The 25,318-nt window shown below is 60.8% G+C and carries 23 protein-coding genes, 1 tRNA gene and 1 pseudogene; 16 read left to right on the forward strand and 9 right to left on the reverse strand.

All coding sequences use genetic code 11. The features are described from left to right. Positions 1-504 precede the first annotated feature (504 nt). Genes AB3X89_RS35105 through AB3X89_RS35115 form a run of 3 tightly spaced genes read right to left on the reverse strand, consistent with a single transcriptional unit; the run spans position 505 to position 3,940 of the window. Complete coding sequence (locus AB3X89_RS35105) at positions 505-1,479, reverse strand: plasmid partitioning protein RepB C-terminal domain-containing protein (protein ID WP_368587338.1); 975 nt, start codon at positions 1,477-1,479, stop codon at positions 505-507. Beyond that, complete coding sequence (locus AB3X89_RS35110) at positions 1,476-2,345, reverse strand: ParB N-terminal domain-containing protein (protein WP_368587358.1); 870 nt, start codon at positions 2,343-2,345, stop codon at positions 1,476-1,478. Before AB3X89_RS35110 ends, AB3X89_RS35105 begins: the two co-directional genes overlap by 4 nt. A gap of 29 nt (positions 2,346-2,374) precedes the next feature. Then, complete coding sequence (locus AB3X89_RS35115) at positions 2,375-3,940, reverse strand: recombinase family protein (protein WP_368587339.1); 1,566 nt, start codon at positions 3,938-3,940, stop codon at positions 2,375-2,377. A 1,421-nt stretch (positions 3,941-5,361) separates the two neighbouring features. On the opposite strand from AB3X89_RS35115, the gene AB3X89_RS35120 reads away from it, so the two are divergent. The 3 genes from AB3X89_RS35120 to AB3X89_RS35130 all read left to right on the forward strand — a co-directional run bounded on the left by AB3X89_RS35120 (position 5,362) and on the right by AB3X89_RS35130 (position 7,310). Next, on the forward strand, positions 5,362-6,054 hold the full coding sequence (locus AB3X89_RS35120) for a hypothetical protein (RefSeq protein WP_368587340.1): 693 nt from the start codon (positions 5,362-5,364) through the stop codon (positions 6,052-6,054). A gap of 95 nt (positions 6,055-6,149) precedes the next feature. Next, the gene (locus AB3X89_RS35125) at positions 6,150-6,338 is read left to right on the forward strand and encodes a hypothetical protein (RefSeq protein ID WP_368587341.1); all 189 of its coding nucleotides are present in this window, start codon (positions 6,150-6,152) and stop codon (positions 6,336-6,338) included. A 174-nt stretch (positions 6,339-6,512) separates the two neighbouring features. After that, positions 6,513-7,310 carry a GyrI-like domain-containing protein gene (locus tag AB3X89_RS35130; RefSeq protein ID WP_368587359.1) on the forward strand — a complete coding sequence of 266 codons (798 nt, stop codon included), beginning with the start codon at positions 6,513-6,515 and terminating at the stop codon, positions 7,308-7,310. Between the two features lie 158 nt (positions 7,311-7,468). On the opposite strand, the pseudogene AB3X89_RS35135 reads toward AB3X89_RS35130, so the two are convergent. Further along, positions 7,469-7,660: pseudogene (locus AB3X89_RS35135) on the reverse strand (AraC family transcriptional regulator); the annotation flags it as partial. A gap of 326 nt (positions 7,661-7,986) precedes the next feature. Here AB3X89_RS35135 and AB3X89_RS35140 point away from each other — a divergent pair. Beyond that, a complete protein-coding gene (locus tag AB3X89_RS35140) occupies positions 7,987-9,381 on the forward strand; it encodes an ethanolamine ammonia-lyase subunit EutB (RefSeq protein ID WP_368587342.1) in 1,395 nt (464 codons plus the stop codon). Further along, on the forward strand, positions 9,378-10,169 hold the full coding sequence (gene eutC, locus AB3X89_RS35145; RefSeq protein WP_368587343.1) for an ethanolamine ammonia-lyase subunit EutC: 792 nt from the start codon (positions 9,378-9,380) through the stop codon (positions 10,167-10,169). Before AB3X89_RS35140 ends, eutC begins: the two co-directional genes overlap by 4 nt. Before the next feature lie 33 nt (positions 10,170-10,202). Here the strand turns inward: eutC and AB3X89_RS35150 are convergent, their stop codons facing one another. Further along, a complete protein-coding gene (locus AB3X89_RS35150) occupies positions 10,203-12,293 on the reverse strand; it encodes a heavy metal translocating P-type ATPase (protein WP_368587344.1) in 2,091 nt (696 codons plus the stop codon). A 435-nt stretch (positions 12,294-12,728) separates the two neighbouring features. Here AB3X89_RS35150 and cadR point away from each other — a divergent pair, with 435 nt between their 5' ends. The 6 genes from cadR to AB3X89_RS35180 all read left to right on the forward strand — a co-directional run bounded on the left by cadR (position 12,729) and on the right by AB3X89_RS35180 (position 18,260). After that, positions 12,729-13,160 (forward strand): Cd(II)/Pb(II)-responsive transcriptional regulator, encoded by a 432-nt coding sequence (cadR, locus tag AB3X89_RS35155; protein ID WP_368587360.1) that lies wholly within the window; start codon positions 12,729-12,731, stop codon positions 13,158-13,160. 125 nt (positions 13,161-13,285) lie between these two features. Then, positions 13,286-13,486: a hypothetical protein gene (locus AB3X89_RS35160; RefSeq protein ID WP_008918000.1), complete on the forward strand. Its 201-nt coding sequence runs from the start codon at positions 13,286-13,288 to the stop codon at positions 13,484-13,486. Between the two features lie 23 nt (positions 13,487-13,509). Next, positions 13,510-14,913 (forward strand): ATP-dependent RNA helicase DbpA, encoded by a 1,404-nt coding sequence (dbpA, locus tag AB3X89_RS35165; protein WP_368587345.1) that lies wholly within the window; start codon positions 13,510-13,512, stop codon positions 14,911-14,913. A 327-nt stretch (positions 14,914-15,240) separates the two neighbouring features. Beyond that, a complete protein-coding gene (locus AB3X89_RS35170) occupies positions 15,241-16,395 on the forward strand; it encodes a pyridoxal phosphate-dependent aminotransferase (protein ID WP_368587346.1) in 1,155 nt (384 codons plus the stop codon). 64 nt (positions 16,396-16,459) lie between these two features. After that, a complete protein-coding gene (locus AB3X89_RS35175) occupies positions 16,460-17,254 on the forward strand; it encodes an ABC transporter substrate-binding protein (RefSeq protein WP_176109853.1) in 795 nt (264 codons plus the stop codon). A gap of 139 nt (positions 17,255-17,393) precedes the next feature. After that, positions 17,394-18,260 (forward strand): AraC family transcriptional regulator, encoded by an 867-nt coding sequence (locus tag AB3X89_RS35180; protein ID WP_368587347.1) that lies wholly within the window; start codon positions 17,394-17,396, stop codon positions 18,258-18,260. A 49-nt stretch (positions 18,261-18,309) separates the two neighbouring features. On the opposite strand, the gene AB3X89_RS35185 is transcribed toward AB3X89_RS35180, so the two are convergent. Beyond that, positions 18,310-18,897: a LysE family translocator gene (locus AB3X89_RS35185; protein ID WP_368587348.1), complete on the reverse strand. Its 588-nt coding sequence runs from the start codon at positions 18,895-18,897 to the stop codon at positions 18,310-18,312. A 436-nt stretch (positions 18,898-19,333) separates the two neighbouring features. Here AB3X89_RS35185 and AB3X89_RS35190 point away from each other — a divergent pair, with 436 nt between their 5' ends. Then, positions 19,334-19,615, forward strand: coding sequence for a hypothetical protein (locus AB3X89_RS35190; protein WP_368587349.1), 282 nt, complete (start codon positions 19,334-19,336; stop codon positions 19,613-19,615). A gap of 26 nt (positions 19,616-19,641) precedes the next feature. Continuing rightward, positions 19,642-21,159, forward strand: coding sequence for a diguanylate cyclase (locus AB3X89_RS35195; RefSeq protein WP_368587350.1), 1,518 nt, complete (start codon positions 19,642-19,644; stop codon positions 21,157-21,159). A gap of 111 nt (positions 21,160-21,270) precedes the next feature. Here the strand turns inward: AB3X89_RS35195 and AB3X89_RS35200 are convergent, their stop codons facing one another. Beyond that, on the reverse strand, positions 21,271-22,026 hold the full coding sequence (locus AB3X89_RS35200; protein ID WP_368587361.1) for a complement resistance protein TraT: 756 nt from the start codon (positions 22,024-22,026) through the stop codon (positions 21,271-21,273). On the opposite strand from AB3X89_RS35200, the gene AB3X89_RS35205 reads away from it, so the two are divergent. After that, positions 21,926-22,204, forward strand: a complete 279-nt coding sequence (locus AB3X89_RS35205; protein ID WP_368587362.1) for a hypothetical protein — start codon at positions 21,926-21,928, stop codon at positions 22,202-22,204. The genes AB3X89_RS35200 and AB3X89_RS35205 overlap by 101 nt on opposite strands. Before the next feature lie 77 nt (positions 22,205-22,281). On the opposite strand, the gene AB3X89_RS35210 is transcribed toward AB3X89_RS35205, so the two are convergent. Then, a tRNA-Lys gene (locus AB3X89_RS35210) sits at positions 22,282-22,357 on the reverse strand. A gap of 197 nt (positions 22,358-22,554) precedes the next feature. Between AB3X89_RS35210 and AB3X89_RS35215 the strand changes: the two genes are divergently transcribed. Continuing rightward, positions 22,555-22,959 (forward strand): PaaI family thioesterase, encoded by a 405-nt coding sequence (locus AB3X89_RS35215; protein ID WP_368587351.1) that lies wholly within the window; start codon positions 22,555-22,557, stop codon positions 22,957-22,959. A 75-nt stretch (positions 22,960-23,034) separates the two neighbouring features. After that, complete coding sequence (locus AB3X89_RS35220) at positions 23,035-23,913, forward strand: patatin-like phospholipase family protein (protein WP_368587352.1); 879 nt, start codon at positions 23,035-23,037, stop codon at positions 23,911-23,913. A gap of 56 nt (positions 23,914-23,969) precedes the next feature. Here AB3X89_RS35220 and AB3X89_RS35225 read toward each other — a convergent pair whose 3' ends face one another. After that, the gene (locus AB3X89_RS35225) at positions 23,970-24,983 is read right to left on the reverse strand and encodes a D-2-hydroxyacid dehydrogenase family protein (protein ID WP_176109845.1); all 1,014 of its coding nucleotides are present in this window, start codon (positions 24,981-24,983) and stop codon (positions 23,970-23,972) included. Positions 24,984-25,318 lie beyond the last annotated feature (335 nt).

Genomic DNA, 25,318 nt, shown 5'->3' on the forward strand with positions numbered 1-25,318 from the left:
ACAGACTCTCGGTGAATGTGTCGGCGCCGCGCATAATCTCCATCGGGTTGTTGGGCTCCTTCTATCAACGCTTCACGAACGCAGCGCGATGACGCGTTTCAGCGGTACTTCCGCAGGCTGCTAGGCATCGCGTCTACAATAACCGCCAGCATTGCCAGCACCTAGTGCTGGATTTCATAGGCAATTCGATCGGTGATTAACCTATTTGATAACGGCGTCGGAAAGTCAATCTTGAAATCTTTAGGCGACGTGTGTCATTGCACGGAACGCGACGACAGCGCCTCGACACTTACCCATCGAGTTTGGGATTTCACCGCATGCGCATTAGATAAAGATATCTATAGGGCATAAAGCGATGAGTCGCGGGGCTTAACCCTTCGAGTTATTGTTGCGCGAAGCAATCCATGTAACTGCGAGCAACGAAATGGACCTCCGTAGCTCGCGGGCTATCGTTCATAGCTGATCGGACGCGGCAACGCCGCGGATGAACCGCGGACTGCCCGATCATCTTGCAGAGAGCGGGTCACCACCTGCGCGCTCGCGTGATTTCTTCGGCGCTGCAACTAAATTACTAGCTGTACTCGCGATCCCGAACTGCTGTTGCTCCAAGGAAATCGTTGCAACAATCGCCTCGAATTCGGAGAACAGATCAGGATGCTGCCGTCGCAGGTATTGACAGACAGATTCGTTCTCTAGCAGTTTCGCTAGGTACCCTTTAGCGAGCACGAGGTTCAGTACGTCCTGCCCGTATGTTTGCTCAACGAGCTTGTATTGTTCCTGGAGGTTGCTCATCTCGTTTTCCATCTTGAGCATCTGTTCGGACGTGATGCCGCTAACCTTGGCGGGCTTCCTGCCGGCAATCAACGAGCTGATCGGTGTGGCCACCAGCAGCGCTTCGGCATACCGTACCGTCACGTTATTCGCAGCGACCATCAGTTCGACGCATTCAACTTGCCGTGTCGGCTTCATTTTTCGGAGTACCCTGGACAGCTCTGCAGAGAACTGTCTGTCGCCAAGCAACTCCGCAGCCTCATCGCAGATGCCTTCGAGCAGCGTCATCTTTTTGATGATCGAAGTGACATTAACGGCAAGTGCCTTCGCAATGCGCTCCGGAGATACACCACGGTCAACCATTCTCCGGATCATGAAGTGTTCCTGGATCGTTGGAAGCCTGTTGAGGCGGTTATTGTATGTATAGCTTTCGTCGTCCGTGGCGATCAGGCACACGGCCTCTAGGAACTGCAGTTCCTGCATTGCAAGCAGTCGAATGTGTCCGTCAAGCAGGACGTGTTGCCCGGTAGTCTTGTCTTCGGGTGTTACTGATAACGGTTCGATAACGCCGATCTCTTCGATAGACGCCTTTATCTGCTTGAATTTCGCTGATCCGAGGATAGTCGCTGGCAGTTTCCGAGAGGGGAGTATGTCATCAATGGCCAGCAGGAGCGGTTCCGGAATGAACCCCAGCGTGACACCAGTCATACGGTACTCCCTCCCGACCACACACGCTCGGATAGATATTTTGGCAAGGTAGCCAAACCTTCCGCGCGCAGAAGATTAACGAAATTTTCATCCGCGAACAGTTGCCTAAGCGCACCTATCACAAGCATTAAACGTTGCTGCGCAAACTCTGATTTTCTAACCATAGCCTTTTGACGGGCAACCTCGGTTTGGTAGGCACGAACGAGACTGGAAGTTGTGATGTCCGTCGCCTTCTTGGACATGATCCGGTTGGACGATCTGCCGAGAGTTTTTCTTCGTTCAATAATCCGGCGAGCGGTCATTAAATTCTTGCCACGCAATTTCCCTGATTCATATGCTTCCTGCAGCGCGGCCTGAACTGCGGAGTCGCTGTCGCCGGCCCCCGCGATCATAAGTGCAGCTGTGAGCGGGATGCGACCTGATTCGACTGCAATTACCAGCCGTTCCTCACCATCGTTCAGCAGCTTCAGAATTCCGTACACATACTCCTGCTTAAGGCCTGTTTTTTCCGCGATGGTCTTTGCGCCGTACCCTCGAACCTGAAGTTGCCGGATGCCTTCCAGCAATTCGAGCGGGCGATACCACCGTCGTGCGACATTTTCAGCGAGGCTCATGATGAATGCATCTTCGTCGGTGACGTCGACAACGAGGGCCGGAATCGTTGGTTCACCGAGCTTCTGGTAGGCCTTCAATCGGCCTTCTCCGCAGACGAGTAGGTACTTCTGCACGCCATCAGCGGTACGCCGAGGCGTAACCTTGATCGGCTTCTTCAGTCCGATAAGTTGGATGTTGTTGACGATCTCGGCAAACACCTTTGCGTCGCGCTCCCGCGGATTGATGACCTCGATTTGCTCCAGCGGGATCATCTGGACACAACCAGCGTTATTTCGATGGTTCACGCTGCTCTCCTCAACCGTGCCCGTTCGGCCATTCCGTAGAGATATTCAAGGGTGTCGAACCGATAGCTCTCAAACTCGATGGAGTTTCTCTCGGCAAGATGGATGCGCGCTTGCGCAAAGTCGAGTCGCGGCAGCAGGTAGTAGTCGAGCGCTCCGGAGTTAGCGTGATTGAGTCGTACGGCGACGGTGATGTCGGGCAGCAGACTCGTGTCAAACCTGATTTTCCAATGACTATGACTCGAATCGTACGTCTGGCATCTCGCCAGCACGAGGCAAACCGTAAATTCGCTGTTCACCGTTAGCATGTCGGTCGCAGTGTCTCGCAGTACTGCTCCACCGAGATCCGCAATTCGCCGCTCGGTTTGTTCGATGATTTCCGGATGTAGCTGGCGGAGGAAGCGGTTCGTTTCGATGTAGCGATAATCACGTCCCGGGGTGAAGCCGACGGTTTGATACGCACGGATGAGGCTTCCGAAATGGTAGACGTAGACTGATGTCGATGGCATACCCTCCGTTTCGTCAATTACGACGCCAGAGAGGAACCCGCGGTCGCGGTAAAGGTTCCGTAGGCGCTCAATCAACTCCTCATTCGAGTAGCGACGGGCACGCGCTCGCATGATGCCCTGCGCTGTATAGAAGGCTTCTGCTGGGACGATTGGTTGAAACGCTCCATCTTTCCGGATCCACATATCCGGCGAGTTCGTTACACGGGCCTTCTTGAGTTTGAACGAAACGCGGTTGTAGATGTTGTTGCCGATATATTTTTCGTTCGTCAGAACCTCTCGCACAGTTGCTCTGCTCCATTCGCGTCCTAGGTCGGTTCGTACATTCATACCGTTGAGGCGGCCGGCAATCTCATACTCGTTAAGCGATTCGTCAATGAACCAGTTGTAGATGAGATTGACGATACGGACTTCGCTATCCGGGCCGGGCATTAGAATGACCCGGTCCGTCTGCAGGCTCTTGTGTTCACCCCGAGCCAGTTCACCTTTCATCAACCCATGTTGGTCGATCAGGACGCGGCGAAGGCCATAGCCGGCCGGGCCGCCTTGTCGAAACCCGAGTTCGATCAGGCGACACTGACCCGCGAACACCTTAGTAGACAGTTCCCGGCTGTACTCGCCTGCCATTGCGCGCTTTACGCCCTTCACAATTGTCGAGACCGGTGAACCGTCGTTTTCAAACTGCTCCGCACAATAGGCGACATGAATGCCAGCGCGTCTGCAGACATACTCATAGTAGGCGCTCTCGTCAGCGTCCTGGAACCGTCCCCAACGGCTGACGTCATACACGAGGATGACTTGAAAATCGGCGGCTCCGCTTTCGACGTCGCGGATTAATCGCTGTAACGCTTCCCGACCATCGATACGCAGACCGCTTTTACCTTCGTCGGCGTACGTGCCAGCGACCTCGATATTGTGCCGACGAGCGTACTCGCGTATTTTCTCGCGCTGGTTCTCTGTCGAATACTGCTGATGTTCGGTGGACATACGCACGTATTCCACCGCACGCATTGCGGCGTGCTGCGCAATACCATCAGTAGCTGCATTGTCGGGTGGCATGGTCCTGCTCCGGGCAGAATCATCGATGTCTCGCGAGACACGCTAGACCGAACAACAACGTTGGCGAATCTCGTTAAAGAATCACACAGCCGCGTACGGTGCTAACGCTCGACGAAAGGGATATGGGAACAAGGTAGCAGGCGCGTGCCCGAAGTCGATCAGGTCATCTCTTTGCAATCGGATGTCGTGCCTCGTCGGGGCACGACACGACAGCGATATGGACAAGGCACGCGTTCATCTTTGCAACGCCGGCGCCAAGCGCCCGCCGTAATACGTAGAACCCTGTGACGATTGGATTCGCCGCGTTTGACGCGTCCATTTTTGCAACCGCGGCCACGCGTCTGTAGGCGTTGCGTGCTCGCTGTGTAGAGCGATTGCGTTCGACGTAAGCTGGGTGCGTGGCGCGGTACCGGCGCCAGTAGTCCGGATTGCGGGCTCTCCACCCTGCCTGCGCCCGCGCCTGGTTTTCCCGATAGTCGGGGTCGCTGCGAACATGCTCGCGCTGCCAGCGACGTCGGCGCTCGCGTTGGCATGTTGGATTGCAACAGTACTGCTGGCTTGGAATTTGCGGACGAGGCTGGAAGAGAGTCAGGCAGGCAAGACAGCGACGCGAGAGGTTCATGATGCGCTCCATGCATTGGCTATAACTGGAGCGCGGTCAGAACGGGGATTTTGGATCGGCCGGGCATCCAACCCGCCGTGAAAATCCGGACGTGACCAGACGCTGGTGTGACGGAGGCGAGCAAGCCAGTCTAACGAATCGCAAGTACGAACTTCGGGGATACTGCCAACGAGTCCACGAGGCGCCTCTGATGCCGTTATCTGAAAAGGCGGACGCCGCTTAACGGTGAAATCGTTCCGGCGCGGCACTTCGCAACGCCTTGTCGTACGGGGCTCAGCGGCGCGTCCTCGGAAATTTTCACGTTCTGTGGCGCGAATGCCGACTTTCTTTCACTAAAGCTGTCATGAGTCTTCGGAGACTGCGACAGCGTTAGTGAAAAAAACCAATAAAATCAGAGTCGTGGTTTTCACAATGCGTGTCACCCGACAAGGGTTGGTTGGTGTAGATAGACGCATACCCTGAGAAAAACGGACCCATAAGTTGAGAAATTTATGGGTCTTTTTAATTGATAGCCAAGCGTTACGAACAATCCATCGAGTTGTCCTACGTCCACCACAGGCAGAAGCGCTGTGCATTCAGAACGGACCTATCATCGTTCCAGCGCCTGCCGCTCCGCCGCAGAAGCCCAAACCGGAGGGGCCCAGTGCTAACGCGCGCTTCGTAGAGCAGATGCGTGCGAGGCGCAATGCCAGCCGCGGGAACAATCTCGGCAATCGTTGACGGTGGCGAGCGCAGCCGCGCGGCACGACTTCAGTCCACGCCGCCAGACGAAGCCTGAACTCTCACTTATGAATGCCTCATGCTCGAAGAACTCTACAATCGAATCTCACCCGCCTGCTGCTCTGTCACGGTCTTCCTTGGCGACGAGAAAATCAGCGAGGGCTCAGGCTTTGCGTTTCTTCCGAACGGTCAGGTGATTACGGCCGCGCACGTCGTCACCGGGCGGTTCCCGATTCGGCACAGCGATTACATCGACCCGGCGCTAAAAATATTCTGCAAGTTCCAGGGTTTGCCGGTCGCAGAGTATGCGGTCCAGCTTTGCTCCATGAACATAGAAGTCCCGGGATTTTCGCAGCCGGTCCAGCTGGACATCGCGATGCTGAATCCGAAGGAGCCGTTTCCGACGGAGGTTCCTCGGATACCGGTCGTGCTTGGGGATACGCCGCGACTTGGCCAGCGCGTATTCCTGGCAGGCTATTCTGAAGAGCTGCGCCTCTCAGTTCTCGGATTGCACGAGAACGAGGAGAACGACGGCGTCGAAGGACTCCTGGCTCTGCGCGACGACAGCCTGCTTCACGATGTCGTCCTGGTGATTGCTCCAATAATTCGAGTAAAGAGCATTTCCAGTTTGGTAAACGCCGGCGACGCCCATAGTCCAGCCTCGCTCGAGCGCGACGCCGAGTCCAGCTGCTGGACCAGCGCGTCCTTGCGCGTGCGTTCCTCGGACAATTCGTTCTCAAGCTTCTTCGACTTCTCGACCGTATCGCGATGAATCGACAGAAGCTCATCCCGGACGATGGCGGTCTGCTCCGCGTCGCTGGGGCTCTCGCGGAAACGAGTACGAACTGCGTCGTTCAGTAGCAAGGTATGGATTTCGTCCGCCGTGAAGTCACCGACCGCTTCGATACGCGACAGCCGGTTTATGATGGCAAGGCTGCCCGCTATTCACGTCCTTTGTTTTGCGCCTTCGTTGCCCAAAACTCGGTCGACGACTACTTTCGCGAGCACGAGGCCATCAAGGTCGATGCCTCGATGCCCGGCTTGCCGGTCAAGTAGGTGTTTGAACGGTTATCGCCGAGAGACCATTGAGCATGAGCAGGCAGGTGCGCCCTCGGCCAATTGCTGCTCAAACGCCAGCCGATTGCATACGGAATATGTCCAGCCACTATGTCAGGAATCGGCTAGACGACCGCGCTGAATTGCTGCTGGTCGAGAGAAATCGTTGCGATGATGGACTCGAACTCCGCCATCAAGTCCGGATGTTATACGTGTAGCTCTCGTCATCGGTCGCAACGAGACAGGCAACGGTCTCGTGCCTCAGGTCCTGGATGGCGAGTACGGTTGCATCGCGCGGCGGGGTTTCTTGCGAATAGTTCGATGCCGATTGCCCAGATCGCCGAGCGTTCGCGGTATCGCAGTTTGCAGTCGTTTTCGCGGACGTTTCGCGCGGTGTTTGGCGTGCCGCCGGCGCAGTATCGAAGGGAAGGCACTCATAGCCGGTTTCGGCCGGCGCTCTCAGGAGACGATCAGATGACGACGATTCGTGAGGTCGTGATTCGTTATGTGGAGCCGATGGAGATTCTGTCGGTCGATCATGTCGGGCCTTATATGCAGATCGGCAAGGCTTTTGATGCGTTGTTTGGGTGGCTTGCGAAACATAATCTGCTTGCGGGGCAGATGCGGATGATTGGGGTTTACTTCGATGATCCGGGGGTGGTTGAGGAAGCTGCGTTGCGGTCGAAGGCGGGGGTGTTGTTGCCGGGGCCTCTGATGGCTGAAGTGGCAGCGGGTGTTGGGGTGGGTGGGGCGGTTTCTGTCACGCGTATACGTGGTGGGGAGTATGCGGTGTTGCGGCATGTTGGACCGTATAGCGATATGCGGGCGGCTTATGAGTGGCTATACGGGAGCTGGCTCGTGCAGTCTGGACGAGAGGCGGCGGATGCGCCGGTGCTTGAGGAGTATTTGAATAGTCCCAAGGAGACGCCGCCGGCGGAGTTGGTTACGGAGATTTGTTTGCCGTTGGGGTGAGTGAGGCGGCTGGGCTGTTGTTCTCTTCCCCTGCTTGTGGGGAGGTTGCTGTCGCTGTGCACGTATACGTTGCGCGGGCTGCCCTGCTTCTCTGGTTTTTATAGTATTTGTATATGTATACGTAGTAATAGTTAACAAGCGACGCGTTCGGCTGTGGATAAGCGTCGCACGGTTGTCGCAACCGTCTCGCCATCCATCGCCTGATAAATCCGGTGCCAGTGATACGGTGACAAACAGGCAACCTCCGCCAGCCGTCCGATATCGAGCGGTTCGTCGAGGTGATCGTAGATATGGTCGAGCACGCGTGCGAGTCGCGTTTCGTATCTAGCCCGATGATCTGATTCGTGCATGACTGGCTGGACCGCAGAAAATTGGCGCGAGAGGATGCGGACAAAGTATCACGTCGGCGCGTGTCGGCCGTTTACCAAAACCTGCGGATTTAACGCGGTCCACGACAAGCGGATTAAGCGCCTGTTGAGCGCGCATTGCGCACCCGCACAAGCGGGAGTGCCCGACGCAGCACCGGTAACCAGCACCAACCCCGCAACGTGACGCTGCCCCAATTTGGCGCTATCGTGTAATACGTCCCACCAGCAGCAAGCAGCAAGCAACCCGCAGCATCTAACCGCCGTTCCCATTCCTACCCGCGTCCGCGCGAAGCGATGGAGCCGCAAACATGAGCTACACGGAGTCGATCGGCAGTCGCACGTACCGCTTCGCCGATCTGAAAACCCTGCTCGCAAAAGCGAGCCCGCAACGCTCGGGCGACCAGCTCGCAGGCATTGCGGCAGCAAGCGAAGGAGAACGGGTCGCGGCCAAAATGGCGCTAGCACAAGTACCGCTGCGCACCTTCCTGAACGACCCGCTGATCCCTTACGAAACCGACGAAGTCACCCGCCTGATCATCGACGGGCACTCGGCCCAAGCCTTCGCCGAAATCTCTCACCTGACGGTAGGCGACTTCCGCAACTGGCTGCTGAGCACCGCAACCCAAACTGACGCACTCACCCGCATCACCCAAGGCCTCACACCAGAAATGGTCGCAGCCGTCTCGAAACTGATGCGCAACCAGGACCTGATCACCGCAGCACGTAAACGCCCGGTCATCACCCGTTTTCGCAACACGGTAGGTTTACCCGGCCGCATGTCCGTACGCCTGCAGCCTAATCACCCAACCGACGACGTCAAAGGCATCGCCGCCTCGATGCTCGACGGCCTGATGTACGGCTGCGGCGACGCCCTGATCGGGATCAACCCCGCCAGCGACAACCTCGCCGCGATTACAAAACTGCTGCAGATGATCGACGACTTCCGCCAGCGCTATCAGGTCCCGACGCAATCATGCGTGCTGACGCACGTGACGAGCACGATCGCCGCGATCGAAAAAGGCGCGCCGGTCGATCTGGTGTTCCAGTCGATCGCCGGCACCGAGAAAGCGAACACGAGCTTCGGCATCTCGCTCGCGCTACTGCAGGAAGCGTACGACGCGGGGTTGTCGCTGCAACGCGGCACCGTCGGCAGCAATCTGATGTACTTCGAAACGGGGCAAGGCAGCGCGTTATCGGCCGATGCGCACTTCGGCGTCGACCAGCAGACCTGCGAGGCGCGCGCCTATGCGGTCGCGCGCAAGTTCGAGCCGTTCCTGGTGAACACGGTGGTCGGTTTCATCGGCCCCGAGTATCTGTATGACGGCAAGCAGATCACGCGCGCGGGTCTCGAGGATCACTTCTGCGGCAAGCTGCTCGGCGTGCCGATGGGTTGCGACATCTGCTACACGAATCACGCGGAAGCGGATCAGGACGACATGGACAACTTGCTGACGCTGCTCGGCGTCGCGGGCATCAATTTCATCATGGGCGTGCCGGGTGCGGACGACGTGATGCTCAACTATCAGAGCACGTCGTTTCACGACGCGCTGTACGTGCGCGATGTACTCGGTCTACGGCGCGCGCCTGAATTCGAGGAATGGCTGGAGTCGATGCAGATCATCGACGAACGCGGCGCGTTGATCGGCGGATCGGCGCGGCAACCGCTGCTCGAAGGCGCACGCGACTGGATGGGGATCGCATGAGCGAGAACGATGCACTCGACAAGGACCCGTGGAACGCGCTGCGTCGGTTTACGCAGGCACGCATCGCGTTGGGCCGAGCCGGTAACAGCCTGCCGACCGCGCCATTGCTCGCGTTCAATCTCGCGCATGCGCAGGCACGCGACGCCGTGCATCATCCGCTCGATGCGGACGCGCTGCACGCGCAACTACAGGAACAAGGCTTCAACACGCTCGATGTGCATAGCGCCGCGCCGGATCGCGAGCATTATTTGAGGCGACCTGATCTTGGGCGGCGTCTGTCGGATGAGAGTCGCACGACGCTTGCGCGCCTGCCAACGCAATCGAACGATGTACTGTTCGTGATCGGTGATGGCCTATCGGCGTTTGCCGCGTCGAAGCAGGCTGTACCGTTGCTGCAAGCAATACATCCGAAGCTCACCGATTGGACCATCGGTCCCGTGGTGGTCGCGCGTCAGGCACGTGTCGCACTCGGCGACGAGATCGGCGAATTGCTCGACGCGAAAATCGTCGTGATGCTGATCGGCGAGCGGCCGGGGTTGAGTTCGCCGGATAGCCTCGGCATCTACATCACGTACGCGCCGAAAGTGGGTTGCAGCGACGCGCAGCGCAACTGCATTTCGAACGTGCGCCCCGAAGGGCTCGACTATCCCCAGGCCGCGCACAAGCTGCACTATCTGCTCACGCAGGCGAGAACGCTGAGGCTCACGGGAGTGGGTCTGAAAGACGACAGCGATGAGCTGCTGGCAAGCGCGTCGACGCAACCAGCCGTGAGCGACGGTTCAACGTAGAGGTCGCAACGAGCGTAAACCTCGCACGCCCACTCACTTGCGCAACAACCTCAACCCATTCCCGACCACCAGCAAGCTCGCACCGACATCGGCAAACACCGCCATCCACATCGTGCCGAAGCCCATCAACGTCAGCACGAGAAACATGCTCTTGATGCCCAGCGCGAGCGAGATGTTCTGCACCAGCACCGCGTACGTCGCTTTCGACAGCCGGATGAACGCCGGAATCTTGCGCAGATCGTCGTCCATCAGCGCGACGTCGGCGGTCTCGATCGCGGTGTCGGTTCCCATCGCACCCATCGCGAAGCCGATGTCGGCGCGCGCGAGCGCGGGCGCATCGTTGATGCCATCGCCGACCATGCCGACCGTCGCGCCATCGCTGGACCATTGCGCGATCGCGCCGAGTTTGTCCTCGGGTAACTGATCGCCGCGCGCTTCATCGACGCCGACCTGCTGCGCGATCGCCTCGGCGGTGTGTCGGTTGTCGCCGGTCAGCATCGCGGTGCCGACGCCGAGCCGCCGCAATTCGGCGACGGCGGCGCGGCTCGTGTCCTTCACCGTGTCAGCCACCGCAAACAGCGCGAGCACGCGCTGCGCGTCGGCGAACATCACAACGGTTTTGCCCTGCCGTTCGAGCGCATCGAGACGCGCTTCGAGTTGCGGCGAGCAGCGGCCCAGTTCTTCGACCAAGCGATGATTGCCGAGCCAGTACCCGATACCGTCGATATCACCGCGCACGCCGCGTCCAGCGATCGCTTCGAACGCATCGACGTGCAGGTGTTCGACGCCGTCGTCATTTGCGGCAGCAGCAATCGCGATCGAAACCGGATGATCGGAGCGGCCCGCAAGACTTGCCGCAAGCGTGCGGTATCGCAACGTTTCACCCGTATCGCCAACCACCTCGAACTCCGTCTGCACCGGCTTGCCATGCGTAATGGTCCCGGTCTTATCGAGCGCGAGCCGGGTCAGCTTGCGTCCCTGTTCGAGGTAAACGCCGCCCTTGATCAGAATCCCCTTGCGCGCCGCGGCCGCAAGCCCGCTGACGATCGTCACCGGCGTCGAAATCACGAGCGCGCACGGACACGCGATCACGAGCAGCACCAGCGCCTTGTACACCCAAGCGTGCCACGCCCCACCGAATACGATCGGCGGTATCAGCGCAACGGCGAGCGCAATCGCGAACACGATCGGCGTATAGACGCGCGCGAATTCATCGATGAAGCGCTGTGTCGGCGCCTTCGTGCCCTGCGCCTCCTCGACCGCGTGGATGATGCGCGCGAGCGTGGTATTGCCGGCGGCCGCCGTCACGCGATAGTCGAACGAGCCCGCCTGGTTGATCGTGCCGGCGAACACGGCGTCGCCGGTCGCCTTGTCGATGGGAAGGCTCTCGCCGGTGATCGGCGCCTGATCGACGCTCGAGCGGCCCGCGACGATTTCGCCGTCGAGCGCGATGCGCTCGCCCGGCTTCACGCGCACGAGCGTCCCCGGCACGACCGTGTCGACGCGAACGAGCTGCCAGGCGCCATCGGGCTGCTGCACGCTGGCTTCGTCGGGCGTAAGTCGCATGAGTCCTTCGATCGCGTTGCGCGCGCGGTCGAGCGAGCGCGCTTCGACCAGCTCGGCGATCGTGAACAGCACCATCACCATCGCCGCTTCGGGCCACTGACCGAGCAAAGCCGCGCCGGTCACGGCGATGCTCATCAGTGCATTGATGTTCATGTTGCCGTTGCGCAGCGCGATCCAGCCCTTTCGATACGTCGTGAGGCCGCACGAGACGATGGCGACGATCGCCATACCCGCCACGACCCAGGTGGGCGCGCCGAGCCAGCCAGCGGCTTCTGAGGCCCCCGCGACGATGCCGGCGACGATCAGGGGCCACCATGGCTTGCGCATGGCATCCGTAATCGGTTGGGGTGCCGCGTTGGCGTTCGCACCGCTGCCGGCGTCGCTTGCGAGTTCGGGCGTGAAGTCGAGCGAGCGCAGCGCGGCGAGAACCGATTCGAGCGCCTCCGGCGCGTGGACCACGGTCAGCACGCGCTGCATCAGGTTGAAGTGCATACCTCGCACAGCGGGCATGCGGTCGAGCTTCTTGCGGATCAGCGCTTCCTCGGTCGGGCAGTCCATCTGCAGGATGCGGATTGCGGTGCGCAGATCGTCGCCGACAGCTTCGGAAGGCGGCAGCCGCAGCGACGCCGGCGCGAACGCGGTGGAAGAGGCGCAGCAAGCGCCAGCAGCGTGATCATGGGCATGGCCGTGCTCATGATCATGACCATCGTGATGATCATGTCCTTCATGCCGATGACCGCCGCCCACGTCGGCGCCACAGGCATGTTCACCGCCATGCGCATGCCCGCACCCGTCACCCGTGCCCCTGCCATGAGCATGATCGTGGCCCGCATCAACGTCGCCGCAACCCCCGTGCGTACAGGCTTCGTCCAGTTCCGGACGGTCCGTGGCAATACGGCTGGTATCAGGCATTGGTGGCTTCCTCGTGCGATTTGTGGTCTAGTAAACACCTTGAAGCCACTACAAGGTCAAGGCCGCGTGGAGGAGGGGGTCATGAAAATCGGCGAACTGGCGAAAATCGCCCATTGCACGACGGAAACGATCCGTTTCTACGAGAAAGAGCGCCTGCTGCCCGAGGCGGAGCGCACTGAAGCCAATTACCGCAGTTACACGGCAAAGCATGTCGAGCGCCTGCGCTTCATCCGCAATTGCCGCGCGCTCGACATGACCCACGACGAAATCCGCGCATTGCTGCGTCTGACCGACGCGCCGGCGAACGGCTGCGGCGGTATGCATGCGCTGATCGACGAGCACGTCGCGCACGTCGACACGCGCATCGAAGAACTGCAGCAGCTGAAAGCGCAACTGTCCACATTGCGCGATCAATGCCACGGCGAGCATCCGGTCGAAGACTGCGGCATCGTGCACGGCCTGACCGACATGGATGTGGCCGTGGCGCGTCCGCGGCATACGCACCTCGGCTGACGCCGCGCCGGCCTTCGAACGACGCTGTCGCATCACGACGCAGCGCCGGCGCAACCACCCCATACACGGCAAGGCCGCGCGTGCGACCTAGCCGATCGATCATCGAATCCAGTTGGAGAATCAACGTGTTCACCTGTAGAAACCAGTCCTGCGGCGCGCAGTGGGAGCAATCCGACGTCGTCATCAAGAACGAAGGCCAGGGGCTCCTGTTCCGCTGCCCGCTGTGCGGCGCGCGCAACTACGTCGAGCGTTTCGACGGCGACGACGGCGAGGTGCTGTACGAGCAGCTGCCGGGCCGCCCGGATCAAGGCCCGATGGCCGAGTAATCGCGATTCCTACAGACGACCCTATGAACAGTCCCACCCCCGCCGGCGCCGCATTCAGCGAGCTGCCGCTACCGCCCGCGACGCTCGCGAATCTGACGCAGCTCGGTTACGTCGAAATGACGCCGATCCAGGCCGCCAGTCTGCCGATCGCGCTCGGCGGCCATGATCTGATCGCCCAGGCGAAAACCGGCAGCGGCAAGACCGCGGCGTTCTCGCTGGCGCTGCTCGCGCGTCTCGACGCGCGCAAGTTCGACACGCAGGCAATGGTGCTATGCCCGACGCGCGAACTCGCCGATCAGGTCACGCAGGAAATTCGCCGACTCGCGCGCGCGGAAGAAAACATCAAGGTGCTGACCTTGTGCGGCGGCACGCCGATGCGTCCGCAGACCGCGAGCCTCGAACACGGCGCGCACGTCGTGGTCGGCACGCCGGGCCGCATCATGGATCACCTCGAACGCGGCACGCTCGTGCTGCAAGCGCTGAACACGCTCGTGCTCGACGAAGCCGACCGCATGCTCGACATGGGTTTCTTCGACGACATCGCGAAGGTCGCGCGGCAATGCCCGAAAGAGCGGCAAACGCTGCTGTTTTCGGCGACGTACCCGGAGGGCATCACGAAGCTGAGCCAGCAATTCCTGCGAAACCCGAAGGAAGTCAAACTCGCCGAGCGGCACGACGACAGCAAGATCCGTCAGCGCTTCTACGAAGTGACCGAAGACGAGCGACTGCACGCGGTCGGCCTGCTGTTGAACCACTACCGTCCGGTCAGCACGATCGCGTTCTGCAACACGAAGCAGCAGTGCCGCGATCTGCTCGACGTCCTGCGCGCGCAAGGCTTTCATGCGCTCGCGCTGCATGGCGAACTCGATCAGCGCGAGCGCGATCAGGTGCTGATCCAGTTCGCGAACCGCAGCTGCTCAGTGCTCGTCGCGACCGACGTCGCCGCGCGCGGCCTCGACATCGCGCAACTCGAAGCGGTGATCAACGTCGACGTGACGCCGGACCCGGAAGTGCACACGCACCGCATCGGCCGCACGGGCCGCGCCGATCAGGAAGGCTGGGCGCTGAGTCTCGCGAGCATGGACGAGATGGGGCGTGTCGGCGGGATCGAGCAGGCGCACAAGCGCGACGTCGAATGGCACAAGCTGGACGAGCTGAAGGCGGCCAGCAACGAACCGCTGCTGCCGCCGATGGAAACGCTGCAGATCCTCGGCGGCCGCAAGGACAAGATCCGTCCCGGCGACGTGCTCGGCGCGCTGACCGGCGACGCCGGTTTCGCGGGCTCGCAGATCGGCAAGATCAACGTCACCGACATGTCGACCTATGTCGCGGTGGAGCGCAGCATCGCGCGCGAGGCGGTGCGCCGGCTCAGCGCGGGCAAGCTGAAGGGGCGCAAGGTCAAGGTCCGTCTGATGGACGAAGCCTGATTCACGAAGCGCCAGCTTTCCTTGAAAGTCCGATAACTCGAGAACGGCCGCGTCTGCGGCCGTTCTTGTAAGCAAACCCCTCAGCATCACATTCCTTCATACCTACGCGGTTTCCGGCATTCGCCACCGCCTCCCCACAAATCACGATCCGCTGACTTCCCGGGCGCGCAGCGCCAACCGCGACCCATGACGAAAACGCATGCCACGCATGACAAAGTTTCGATTGTGACCATTCTTTGGCTGATGCCTAATCACCACATTGGAAGGAACGCTCCGCCGCCGCCGTTTCGCGCGGCCGCCAGCGGCTGAAGAAAGGGAGAAAGTCTTATGCAGAGCGCCATGCAAGCCCGCTCGAAACTGCCGGACGTCGGCACCACCATTTTTACCGTGATCGGCCAGCTGGCCGCGCAGCACGATGCATTGAACCTGTCGCAGGGCGCGCCGAATTTTGCGCCGGACCCGAAGCTCGTGGACGGCGTCGCGCAGGCGATGCGCGCCGGTCACAACCAGTACGCGCCGATGGCCGGCATCGTCGCGCTGCGTGAAGCGCTCGCCGACAAGGTCGAAACGCTGTACGGCGTGCGCTACGACCCCGCCAGCGAAGTGACGGTGCTCGCGAGCGCGAGCGAGGGGCTCTACTCGACGATCAGCGCGCTCGTGCATCCGGGCGACGAAGTGATCTACTTCGAGCCGTCGTTCGACAGCTACGGCCCGATCGTGCGCCTGCAGGGCGCGAAGCCGGTCGCGATCAAGCTGTCGCTCGATCACTTCCGCGTGAACTGGGACGAAGTCGCCGCGGCGATCACGCCGAAGACGCGCATGATCATCGTCAACACGCCGCACAATCCGACCGCGACGATTTTCAGCGACGCCGATATCGAGCGGCTGAAGGCGCTCACGCGCAACACCGACATCGTGATTCTGTCCGACGAGGTCTACGAGCACGTGGTGTTCGACGGCGCGAAGCATCAGAGCATGGCGCGTCATCGCGAACTCGCGGAGCGCAGCGTGATCGTGTCGTCGTTCGGCAAGTCGTATCACGTGACCGGCTGGCGGGTCGGCTATTGCCTCGCGCCCGCCGCGCTGATGGACGAAATCCGCAAGGTCCATCAGTTCATGGTGTTCTCCGCCGATACGCCGATGCAATACGCGTTCGTCGACGCGCTCGCCAATCGCGACAGTTACCTCGGCCTGTCCGACTTCTATCAGAAGAAGCGCGATCTGCTCGCGCGTGCACTGCGCGAATCGCGCTTCGAGCTGTTGCCGAGCGAAGGCAGTTTCTTTATGCTCGCCCGGTTCCGCGGCTTCTCCGATGAGAGCGACAGCGATTTCGTGCTGCGCCTGATTCGCGATGCGCGCGTCGCGACGATTCCGTTGTCTGCGTTCTACACCGACGGCACGGATTCGGGGCTGATTCGCCTGAGTTTCTCGAAGGACGACGCGACGCTGCTCGAAGGCGCGCGGCGCCTGTGCGAAATCTGAGCGCGCGAGAGCACACTCCAGGTATCGAAGTGATCAAGGTATTCGAAGAAAGAAGGGAGGCGTTATGAAAATTCTCAAGTGCTTGTTGGCGCTGGCCTGTGCCGGCGCGTCGCTCGCAACATGGTCGGCCGCCAGTGCCGCCGATACCGCGACGCTGCGTTTCGGCCTCGAAGCGCAGTACCCGCCGTTCGAATCGAAAGGGCCGAACGGCGAACTGCAAGGGCTCGATATCGACGTGGGCAACGCGGTCTGCGCGGCCGCGCATATGACGTGCAAGTGGGTCGAAACCTCGTTCGACGGCCTGATTCCGGCGCTGCAGGGTCGCAAGTTCGACGCGATCAATTCGGCGATGAACGCGACCGAACAGCGCCGCCAGGCGATCGATTTCACGACCGTCGTCTATCGCGTGCCGTCGCAGCTGATCGCACGCAGCGACAGCGGTCTGCAGCCGACGCCTGAGTCGCTGAAGGGCAAGCGCATCGGCGTGCTGCAAGGCTCGATTCAGGAGACCTTCGCGAAGGTGCATTGGGAACCGGCCGGCGTGACCGTGCTGCCGTATCAGGATCAGAACCAGGTCTATACCGATCTGACCGCGGGCCGTCTCGATGGCACGCTGGTACTCGCGCCGGCCGGACAAACGGGCTTTCTGTCGAAGCCCGAGGGCAAAGGCTATGCGTTCGTCGGTCAGCCGGTGCGTGACGACAAGATTCTTGGCAGCGGCATCGCATACGGCATTCGCAAGGGCGATACCGCGCTGCGCGATCAGTTGAACGCCGCGATCGCGAAGGTGCAAGCCGATGGCACGGTAAAGACGCTCGCCGCGAAATATCTCGGCAATATCGACGTCAGCGCGAAGTAACCGCGTCGCGTTCGGCCGGCGGCGCCGTTTGCGGGCGGCGTCGCGCGCTCGCTTGTTGGTCGTGCGTTTGACGGCTAGGATACGTAGGCTTCGCGAAGTCGCAGACAACGGCGAAGTCGGCGGATCAACCGGAGAGCGCATGAGCGAGACGATCGAAGCGGCAGGCGCTGCGAACACCGCACGCGCAAAAGGCGCAGACGCACCGCGTTTCTGGCGTAGCGACGCGCTGCCGTTCATCGAAGCGCGTTCCATCGACGATGGCCGCAAGGTCTGCTACGCCAAACATTCGCACGAAACGTTTTCGATCGGCGCGGTGACGGGCGGCCGCAGCGTGTATCTGAATCGCCACGCGCGAGAATGGATCGGCGCGGGCGCCGTCGTGCTGATGAACCCCGACGATGTGCACGCGTGCAACCCGGTCGCCGGCGAGCGCTGGTCGTATCGAATGCTGCACGTCGACGTTGCGTGGTTCGCGAAACTGCAGCACGAGCTGGGCTTCAACGAGAACCATGCGTTCCGCGCGTTTTCGCAGATCATGACGCTCGACGCCGCGCTGTTCGACGGCCTCAACCGGCTCTGCGCGATTCTCACCGGCAACCACGACGACATCGACACGCTGCGCAAGGAAAGCGCGGCCATCACTTTCTTCTCCAGCGTGCAGCAAACGCTCAATCCGGCGAGCTTGCCCGAGCGTGCCGCGAGCGTCCAGCTCGCGCGTGCCGCGGAGTACATCGCCGAAAACTGCACGCGCGCGCTGAAACTCGACGACGTGTGCGCAGCCGCCGGGCTGTCCGCTTCGCATCTGATCCGCGCGTTCAAACTGCGCTACGGCATGACGCCGCACGCGTATCTGATCAATCGACGCATCCAGTACAGTCGCGCGCAATTGCGGCGCGGCGCGCCGATCGCCGATGTCGCGCTCGATGCCGGCTTCGCCGATCAGGCGCATTTGCAGCGAACCTTCAAGCGGCTGGTGGCAGCGACGCCGGGACAATATCGCAGCTAGGCGTGACGCGGCGTGGTGAAGCCGCGTCGGCAAGCAGGCGCGACTCGCGTCACTCCACGAGCAGATAAATCGCACTGAGCGCGAGCAGCGCGGCCAACACGCGATTGAACACGCGGACTCCCTTCGCCTCACGCAGATGCCTGCGCAAAAACGTGCCGGCATAGGCCCAGCTCGCGATCGACAGATAGCAGATCACGAAGTACAGCGCCGCGAATTGCCAGACGAGCCCGCCGTCGCCGCCTGCCGCATATGCGCCCATGCCGGCCAGCGATGCGAGCCACGCCTTCGGATTGAGCCATTGCATCGCCGCGCCGTGCGCGAACGACGGCCCGCGCGCCGGCTTGTCCGCGCCGAGCTGGCCGTTGTTGATGCTGAGCTTGTAGGCCATATAGAGCAGAAAGCCCACGCCCGCCCATTTGACGATCTCGATCAGATTGGGAAAGCGCGCGAGCAATTCGTGCAGGCCAAGGCCGATCAACAGAAGCAGCAACGTGAAGCCGACCGTCGCGCCGGTGACGTGCCGCAGACTCGCGGCGAGCCCGTGCTGTGCGCCGGCGCTCAGCGCGACGACGTTGACCGGGCCGGGAGAAATGGAACTGGCGAGCGCGAACGCGGCCATCGAGAGTAATGCGGTCATTGGATGCCTCGAAACGTGAGTTTGCGAAAGAATTGCGACGCTCAACGGTAACGAGACGCTAAGGGCATGTATTGAAGGAAATTGCCCCCATTCCAAACCCAAACATAATCCGACGACGCGGTGATTCGATAACGAACACGCGTTTGAATTTAGAAGTAATTACGCGCAAACGTTACCCCAAAATTAATTTCTAAATTATTAGGCAAATGGTACCGATCGATAGCTATGATATGTCCCTATGCAGCGTGCAAGTATTCGGCCCGATAAACAGGTCGAGACCTCGAAAAACCAGCGATACAGGGCTTAACGACCGACGCGCAAAAAGTTAAATGCATCGGGCGCGCGGTGAATGCTTTGCATCAGTATCAATAGGCTGGTCCGTTTCTGCTGGAAACGACCAGTCGAATGGATAAAGGGAGTGCATGTGGGTCCCCATGTGAGCAGGCAGAAAATTGCGGACGAATTGAACGAGCTTTGTCTCGCCTTATTCGACGGCTGGTGCGAGCGTAGATGTGTGATTCCGCTCGCGTATCTGCTGCACGTCTGGCCGATCGTCGATGCGACGCAGCGCTCGTTCAAGCGATTGCGCGACAACCTGCGTGATCTCGAATGCTGGCACCTGAACGACCTGTCCGACGAAGATAGCGGAAGGATTCGCTATCTGCTGGGTGTTCTGTCCCAACAAACCGGAAGCGTAGTGAGAACTTCGACAAACTGACTCCCGCCGTTGGGAACGCAGAGCACATGATCGACAGAAGAAAGGGCCGGTTTCGCGTGCTGATCGCACGGGCGCGCCGATGGCGGGTGCCGCGCGATGGCGTCATCTACGCCGGATGCGGCGTGGTGCTGGCAATGCTCTCGTTGTGCGGCTATACGCTGTATCAGAGCCGCGAGGATGCGATCGCGCGTGCACTGGATTCGACGCGCGATGTCGCGACGATCACCCAGCGCGACATCGCGCGCAATTTCGAGTTGTATTCGCTGTCGCTGCAGGCCGTCGCCGATGGCCTCGGCCGTCCGGGCGTGCTCGATTCGCCGCGGTTGTGGCGCGAGATCCTGTTCGATCGCGCGGCGACCGGGCAATACGTCGGCGCGATGGTAGTGCTCGACGCAGCGGGCAACGTCGTGATCGATTCGGAAAACGACGTGCCGCGCAGGGGAAATCTCTCTGACCGCCAGTACTTCACGATTCATCGCGAAGATCCGAACTTCGGGCTCTATGTCAGCGCGCCGTATAACTCGAGACTCAGACCCGGTTCGCGCAGCATCGCGCTGAGCCGGCGACTGTCGCGGCCGGATGGATCGTTTGCGGGAATCGTCGCGCTCGGTATCGATCAAGAGTATTTCGCGAGCCTGTTCGCTGACTTGCGGATAGGGCAGCACGGCTCGGTATCGATCGTCAGAACGGACGGCAAGATTATCGTGCGACGGCCCGACGATCGAAACGTAACCGGCACCGATATCAGCAAGACGGAGTTCTTCCAGCGGCTGCTCGCGAAAGACGAGCGCAGCTTTATCGCGCCTTCGCCGCTCGATGGCGTCGAGCGCCTCTACTCGTTCAGACGGATTCCGCAATTGCCGCTGATCGTGCTGGTCGCCGATTCGACTGCCGATATCTACGCGGGCTGGTGGAAGCGCGCGCTGACGATCGGTTCGCTGATGCTGATTCTGGGGATCGGCGTGATCGTGTTGGCGGCGTGGCTCGGCGCCGAGTTGCGGCGGCGACAGCGGGTGGAGCACGAGCTCGAACGACTTGCCGGCACGGATGGCCTCACCGGCTTGCCTAATCGCCGCGCACTGTGCGAAACGCTCGACCGCGAATGGCTGCGCGCGCGCCGCACCGGCAGCGTGTTGTCGCTGCTATTCGTCGATATCGATCACTTCAAAGCCTACAACGATACGTATGGTCACCAGGCCGGCGACGTCGCGCTGACCGCGGTCGCGCGTTGCATCCGCGGAGTGATCCAGCGGCCGGGCGATTGCGTCGGCCGATACGGCGGCGAGGAGTTCGTCGTGGTGCTGCCGGATACCGACGTGACCGGCGCCGGGGTGGTCGGCGAGAAAATCCGCGCTGCGATCGGCGAGCTGGGCATCGCGCACGTGGGCTGCGAATTCGGTCGGGTGACGGTCAGCATCGGCGCGACCACGTCTCGTCCGGATCGGGTGACGGATGTCGGCGCCGTCGTTCGGGCGGCCGATGAGGCGTTGTATACGGCCAAGGCCGGTGGCCGGAACATGGTCGCGCAGATGGGAGTTGGGTGACCGGTCGCTCGTGATGGTTGTGCGCCGGAAATGAAAAAGGGTTGCGACGCTTTCGCGTGCAACCCTTTTTAAATTTCCGCGTCGTGCTAACTGACGCTAACGGTCGACGACTTAGAACGGGCCAGCGATCACGCGCACCAGCCCACTACGCAGCGGCGGCGCGGCTTCAGCGAACTCGAGATTCACCTTGTTGGCGACGCTCAGGATACGAGTCTGATACGTACGATAGTTCGTATCTTCGCTGTACGTTACGGTCGTGCCGCCACTACTGCCTTGGCGCAGATTGTGTGTGGAGTCTTCGCGGCTCGCTACACCATTGCGCTGGCGCTCTTTGATTTGCACGTCGGTAATGGCGGTGTAGTACACGTCTTTAACCGCCGCGTTGGCGACCAGCTCGATCAAACCGCCAGCGAGGGCCGCGCCAGCGATCGGCGCCGCACGCGTGCTACCAAGCGATGCCGCAGTGGCTGCGCCAAGAAAGGCACCGCCAAGAGGGGCGCCATATCCGCCAAATGCTTGCTGGGCTGCCGACGGAGCCACCTTGCCGACCTGCAGGATGTTCGCCTGAAGAATGTACTGCGCGTGTTCGGGGTCCCCGACGATGCGGTATCCCTTGTCCGAGACGGCCGCTTTCACTTCGGCCGCGATGTCGAAGTCAGGCTTGTCGGAGGTATTGCGGATTTGCACGAATACCGTCTTCTTCGAATCGGCGACCGGGTCCAGGAAGATCGTGTCCGACATCTTGGTCTGGACATCGAGGTCGCGCTTGCTGATCGCAACCTGGGTCGCCGCACAGCCCGTCAGCAAGCTGCTTGTGCCGACCGAAGCCAGAAGAACTGCCGTAAGTGCAAGTTTGTTCAACTTCATAACTTCCCCTGTGTTTCTGCAGCAGATCACTACGGTCCTCTGCTGCACGCTGGCCAATCATTGGAATTTATTTCTTGTAGATGCCCGCCTCTCCATTCATGTGAGGAAAGGAAGGGCATGTGAATGTCGGCTGCTGTTTGAGAAACTTGAGGGTAAGTCGAGAAATTATGCTGATTGAGTGGGGGCATCGTCGATATAGCCGCGCCCAGAACGCAAAAAGCCCGGTCGGTGACCGGGCTTTTTGCTGGAATCTGGTGGTGGGGCGTGAGTGACTCGAACACTCGACCTACGGATTAAGAGTCCGCTGCTCTACCAACTGAGCTAACGCCCCAACAGAAGCGAAATTATGCAGGATCTTTTTGAGATTGCCAAGCCCTATTCGCAGTTTTATTAAAAAAATATTGCCCCAACTTGAGCGTTCCCTCGACAAAGCCGCAGTCCAGAAAACATCGTCGCGTCCAACGCGGCCGGTATCATGTCGCGGACACTACGCCGCATGCAGCATTGAGGCTTTCGACCGGGATTCCCATGGACGACAAAGAGATTACCCAGTTGCTCGACCGAGTTCTCGCGCCATGGGTCCGGGCGCTCACGCTGACGCCGATCAAGGTCGACGAGGAGAGTGCCACGCTGCGTCTGCCGTTCTCTGGCGATTGGCGTCACTCGGGCGGCATGATCAGCGGCCAGGTGTTCATGGCGGCCGCGGATACGGCGATGGTCGTCGCCATCACCGCCGCGCTCGGCGGCTTCAAGCCGATGAGCACGGTCTCGCTGAACATCAACTTCATGCGCGCGGTCCGCAAGGGCGATGTGCTGATCAAGGCGCGCGTGCTGCGCATGGGCCGCAATCTCGTGTTCGGCGAAGTGGAACTGTTCGACGAAGGCGGCAACATGGCCGTTCATGCCACCACGACTTACGCGCTGCTCGGGTGAACGCCTGCCGGACCGGAGCCGGCTGGCCACACAATCCGCCCGTAGCAAGAGCAAAGGAAAGCAAGGAAAAGCAGCATGTTCGATCAGGTCGTTTTCGCCGGTGGCGGCAACCGCTGTTGGTGGCAGGCGGGTTTCTGGGACGTCGTGCAGCCGCGGCTCGACATCCGTCCGCGCGTGATCACCGGCATTTCGGCCGGCGCGGCCACCGCGTGCATGATCTACACACGCGGCGATTCCGACTGGGTCATGCGCTATTACGAGGACGCGCTGCGCCACAACACGCGCAACGCCTACTGGGGCAACCTGTTGCGCGGCGAGTCGGTGTTCCCGCATTACCGGATCTACCGGCAGGCGCTGCTCGATATCTACGGCGACAAGTTTTCCAGGCTCGCACAGGCGCCGGAGATCCGCATCGGCGTGTCGCATCTGCCGCGCTGGCTCGGCGCGCGAAGCGCGGTCGCGGCGGGACTGGTCGCGTACAACATCGAAAAATATCTGCGCAAGACGCTGCATCCGACGCTCGGTCGGACGCTCGGCTTTCATCCTGAATTCGTGCGTGCGCAGGATTGCGCGAGCGTCGACGAGTTGGCGGACCTGATCCTGCAATCGTCGAGTACACCGCCGTTCACGCCGGTTCTGCGGCGCAACGGCCGGCCGGTGCTGGACGGCGGCATGGTCGATAACGTGCCGGTCGGCGCACTAGATGCCGACACCCCCGGCAACGTGCTCGTGATGGTGACGCGTCTTTATCCGCGGCCGCAGATGTTCGTCGTGCCGCACGGCGTGCAGCAACGGCTGTACGTGCAGCCGTCGCGCAAGGTGCCGATTTCGAGCTGGGATTACACGAGTCCATCGCAGATGGTGCACGCCTATAACCTTGGCCGAGCCGACGGCGAGGTCTTTCTTGAACGCATCCCTGCATTGATGGAGGCGGGAGCGCACGAAGCGCGGTGAGTGAATGCGGCAGGGCGGGGCGGGACACACCTGACCCGCCGGCCATCACCCAAGAATTACCGCCGACGCCCGCCCTGCAGGGCTTCCGGATTCGCGACACTGGCGGTATCGCCAGCGTCGAACGCGAGGATGTTCTTGAACGCCGCCGAAAAATACAGCTCGTAGCTCTCGCGCTCCACGTAGCCGATGTGCGGCGTGCAGATCACGTTTTCCATGCGCAGCAGGCTGTAGCCCTGCAGGATCGGCTCGCTCTCGTAGACGTCGATCGCGACCATCCCCGGACGGTTGTGCGACAGCGCGTTGACCAGCGCATTCTCTTCGAGCAGCTCGGCGCGGCTCGTGTTTACGAGCAGCGCGGTCGGCTTCATGCGCATCAGATCGTCCTGCTTGACGATGCCACGCGTGTCGTCGTGCAGACGCAGATGCAGCGACAACACATCGCTGGTCTCGAACAGTTCCTCACGACTCGCTGCGACGCCGTAGCCATCGGCGCGAGCGGCTTCGCGCGAATGCTCGCGGCCCCAGATCAGCACGTTCATGCCGAACGCCTTGCCGTACCCAGCGAGCAGCCGGCCGATCTTGCCGTAGCCCCAAATTCCCAGCGTCTGTCCGCGCAGCACTTGCCCCAAACCGAAGTTCGGCGGCAGCGCCGACGTCTTCAGCCCCGACTGCTGCCAGGCGCCCTGCTTAAGGTTTGCCACGTATTGCGGAATACGACGTTGGGCGGCCATGATGAGTGCCCACGTCAGTTCGGCCGGCGCGACCGGCGAACCAGTGCCTTCGAGCACGGCAATGCCGCGCTCGGTACAGGCCGCCAGATCGATGTGGCTCGCCACTTTGCCGGTCTGACTGATCATGCGCAAACGCGGCAGCTTATCGAGCAATTGCGACGTGATGCGCGTACGTTCGCGGATCAGGACGAGGGCGTCGACTTCCGCAAGACGGCTCGCAAGTTGTCCGAGACCGCGCACGGTATTGTTGAATACTTTGACTTCCTGGTCGGCCAGCAATTGAAAGCAGTCGAGCTTGCGAACGGCGTCCTGGTAATCGTCGAGGATGGCAATCTTCATGGTATGTAATTTGCGGCGCACCCGGCTGGTGCGAACCGAATGTTATGCTGACTGTCCCATCATGTGACTTAGGTCACACGCTGGTCTGGCTAGATGCCCTACCGTAGAAGTTGCCGCACTAAAAAAGAACGGCAACGCTACGTGAAGGCGAATTGAGAACGTTTTTAGCAGTTTGTTGCGTGTTGAGGCAAGCCGCTTTACACAAGGTTGCAGAAGCCTTGTAGAAAGAGGGCCTCCGCCTGGCAAGCTGTGTGGCCCGGGACGATCTGCGCAATCATGCGCCGGCAGTCGGAAGTTGGCACGTCGGCGTGATGAATTCAATGCCTCTCGCATGC

The organism is Paraburkholderia sp. BR14320 (assembly GCF_040948665.1).
Lineage (GTDB): Bacteria > Pseudomonadota > Gammaproteobacteria > Burkholderiales > Burkholderiaceae > Paraburkholderia > Paraburkholderia youngii.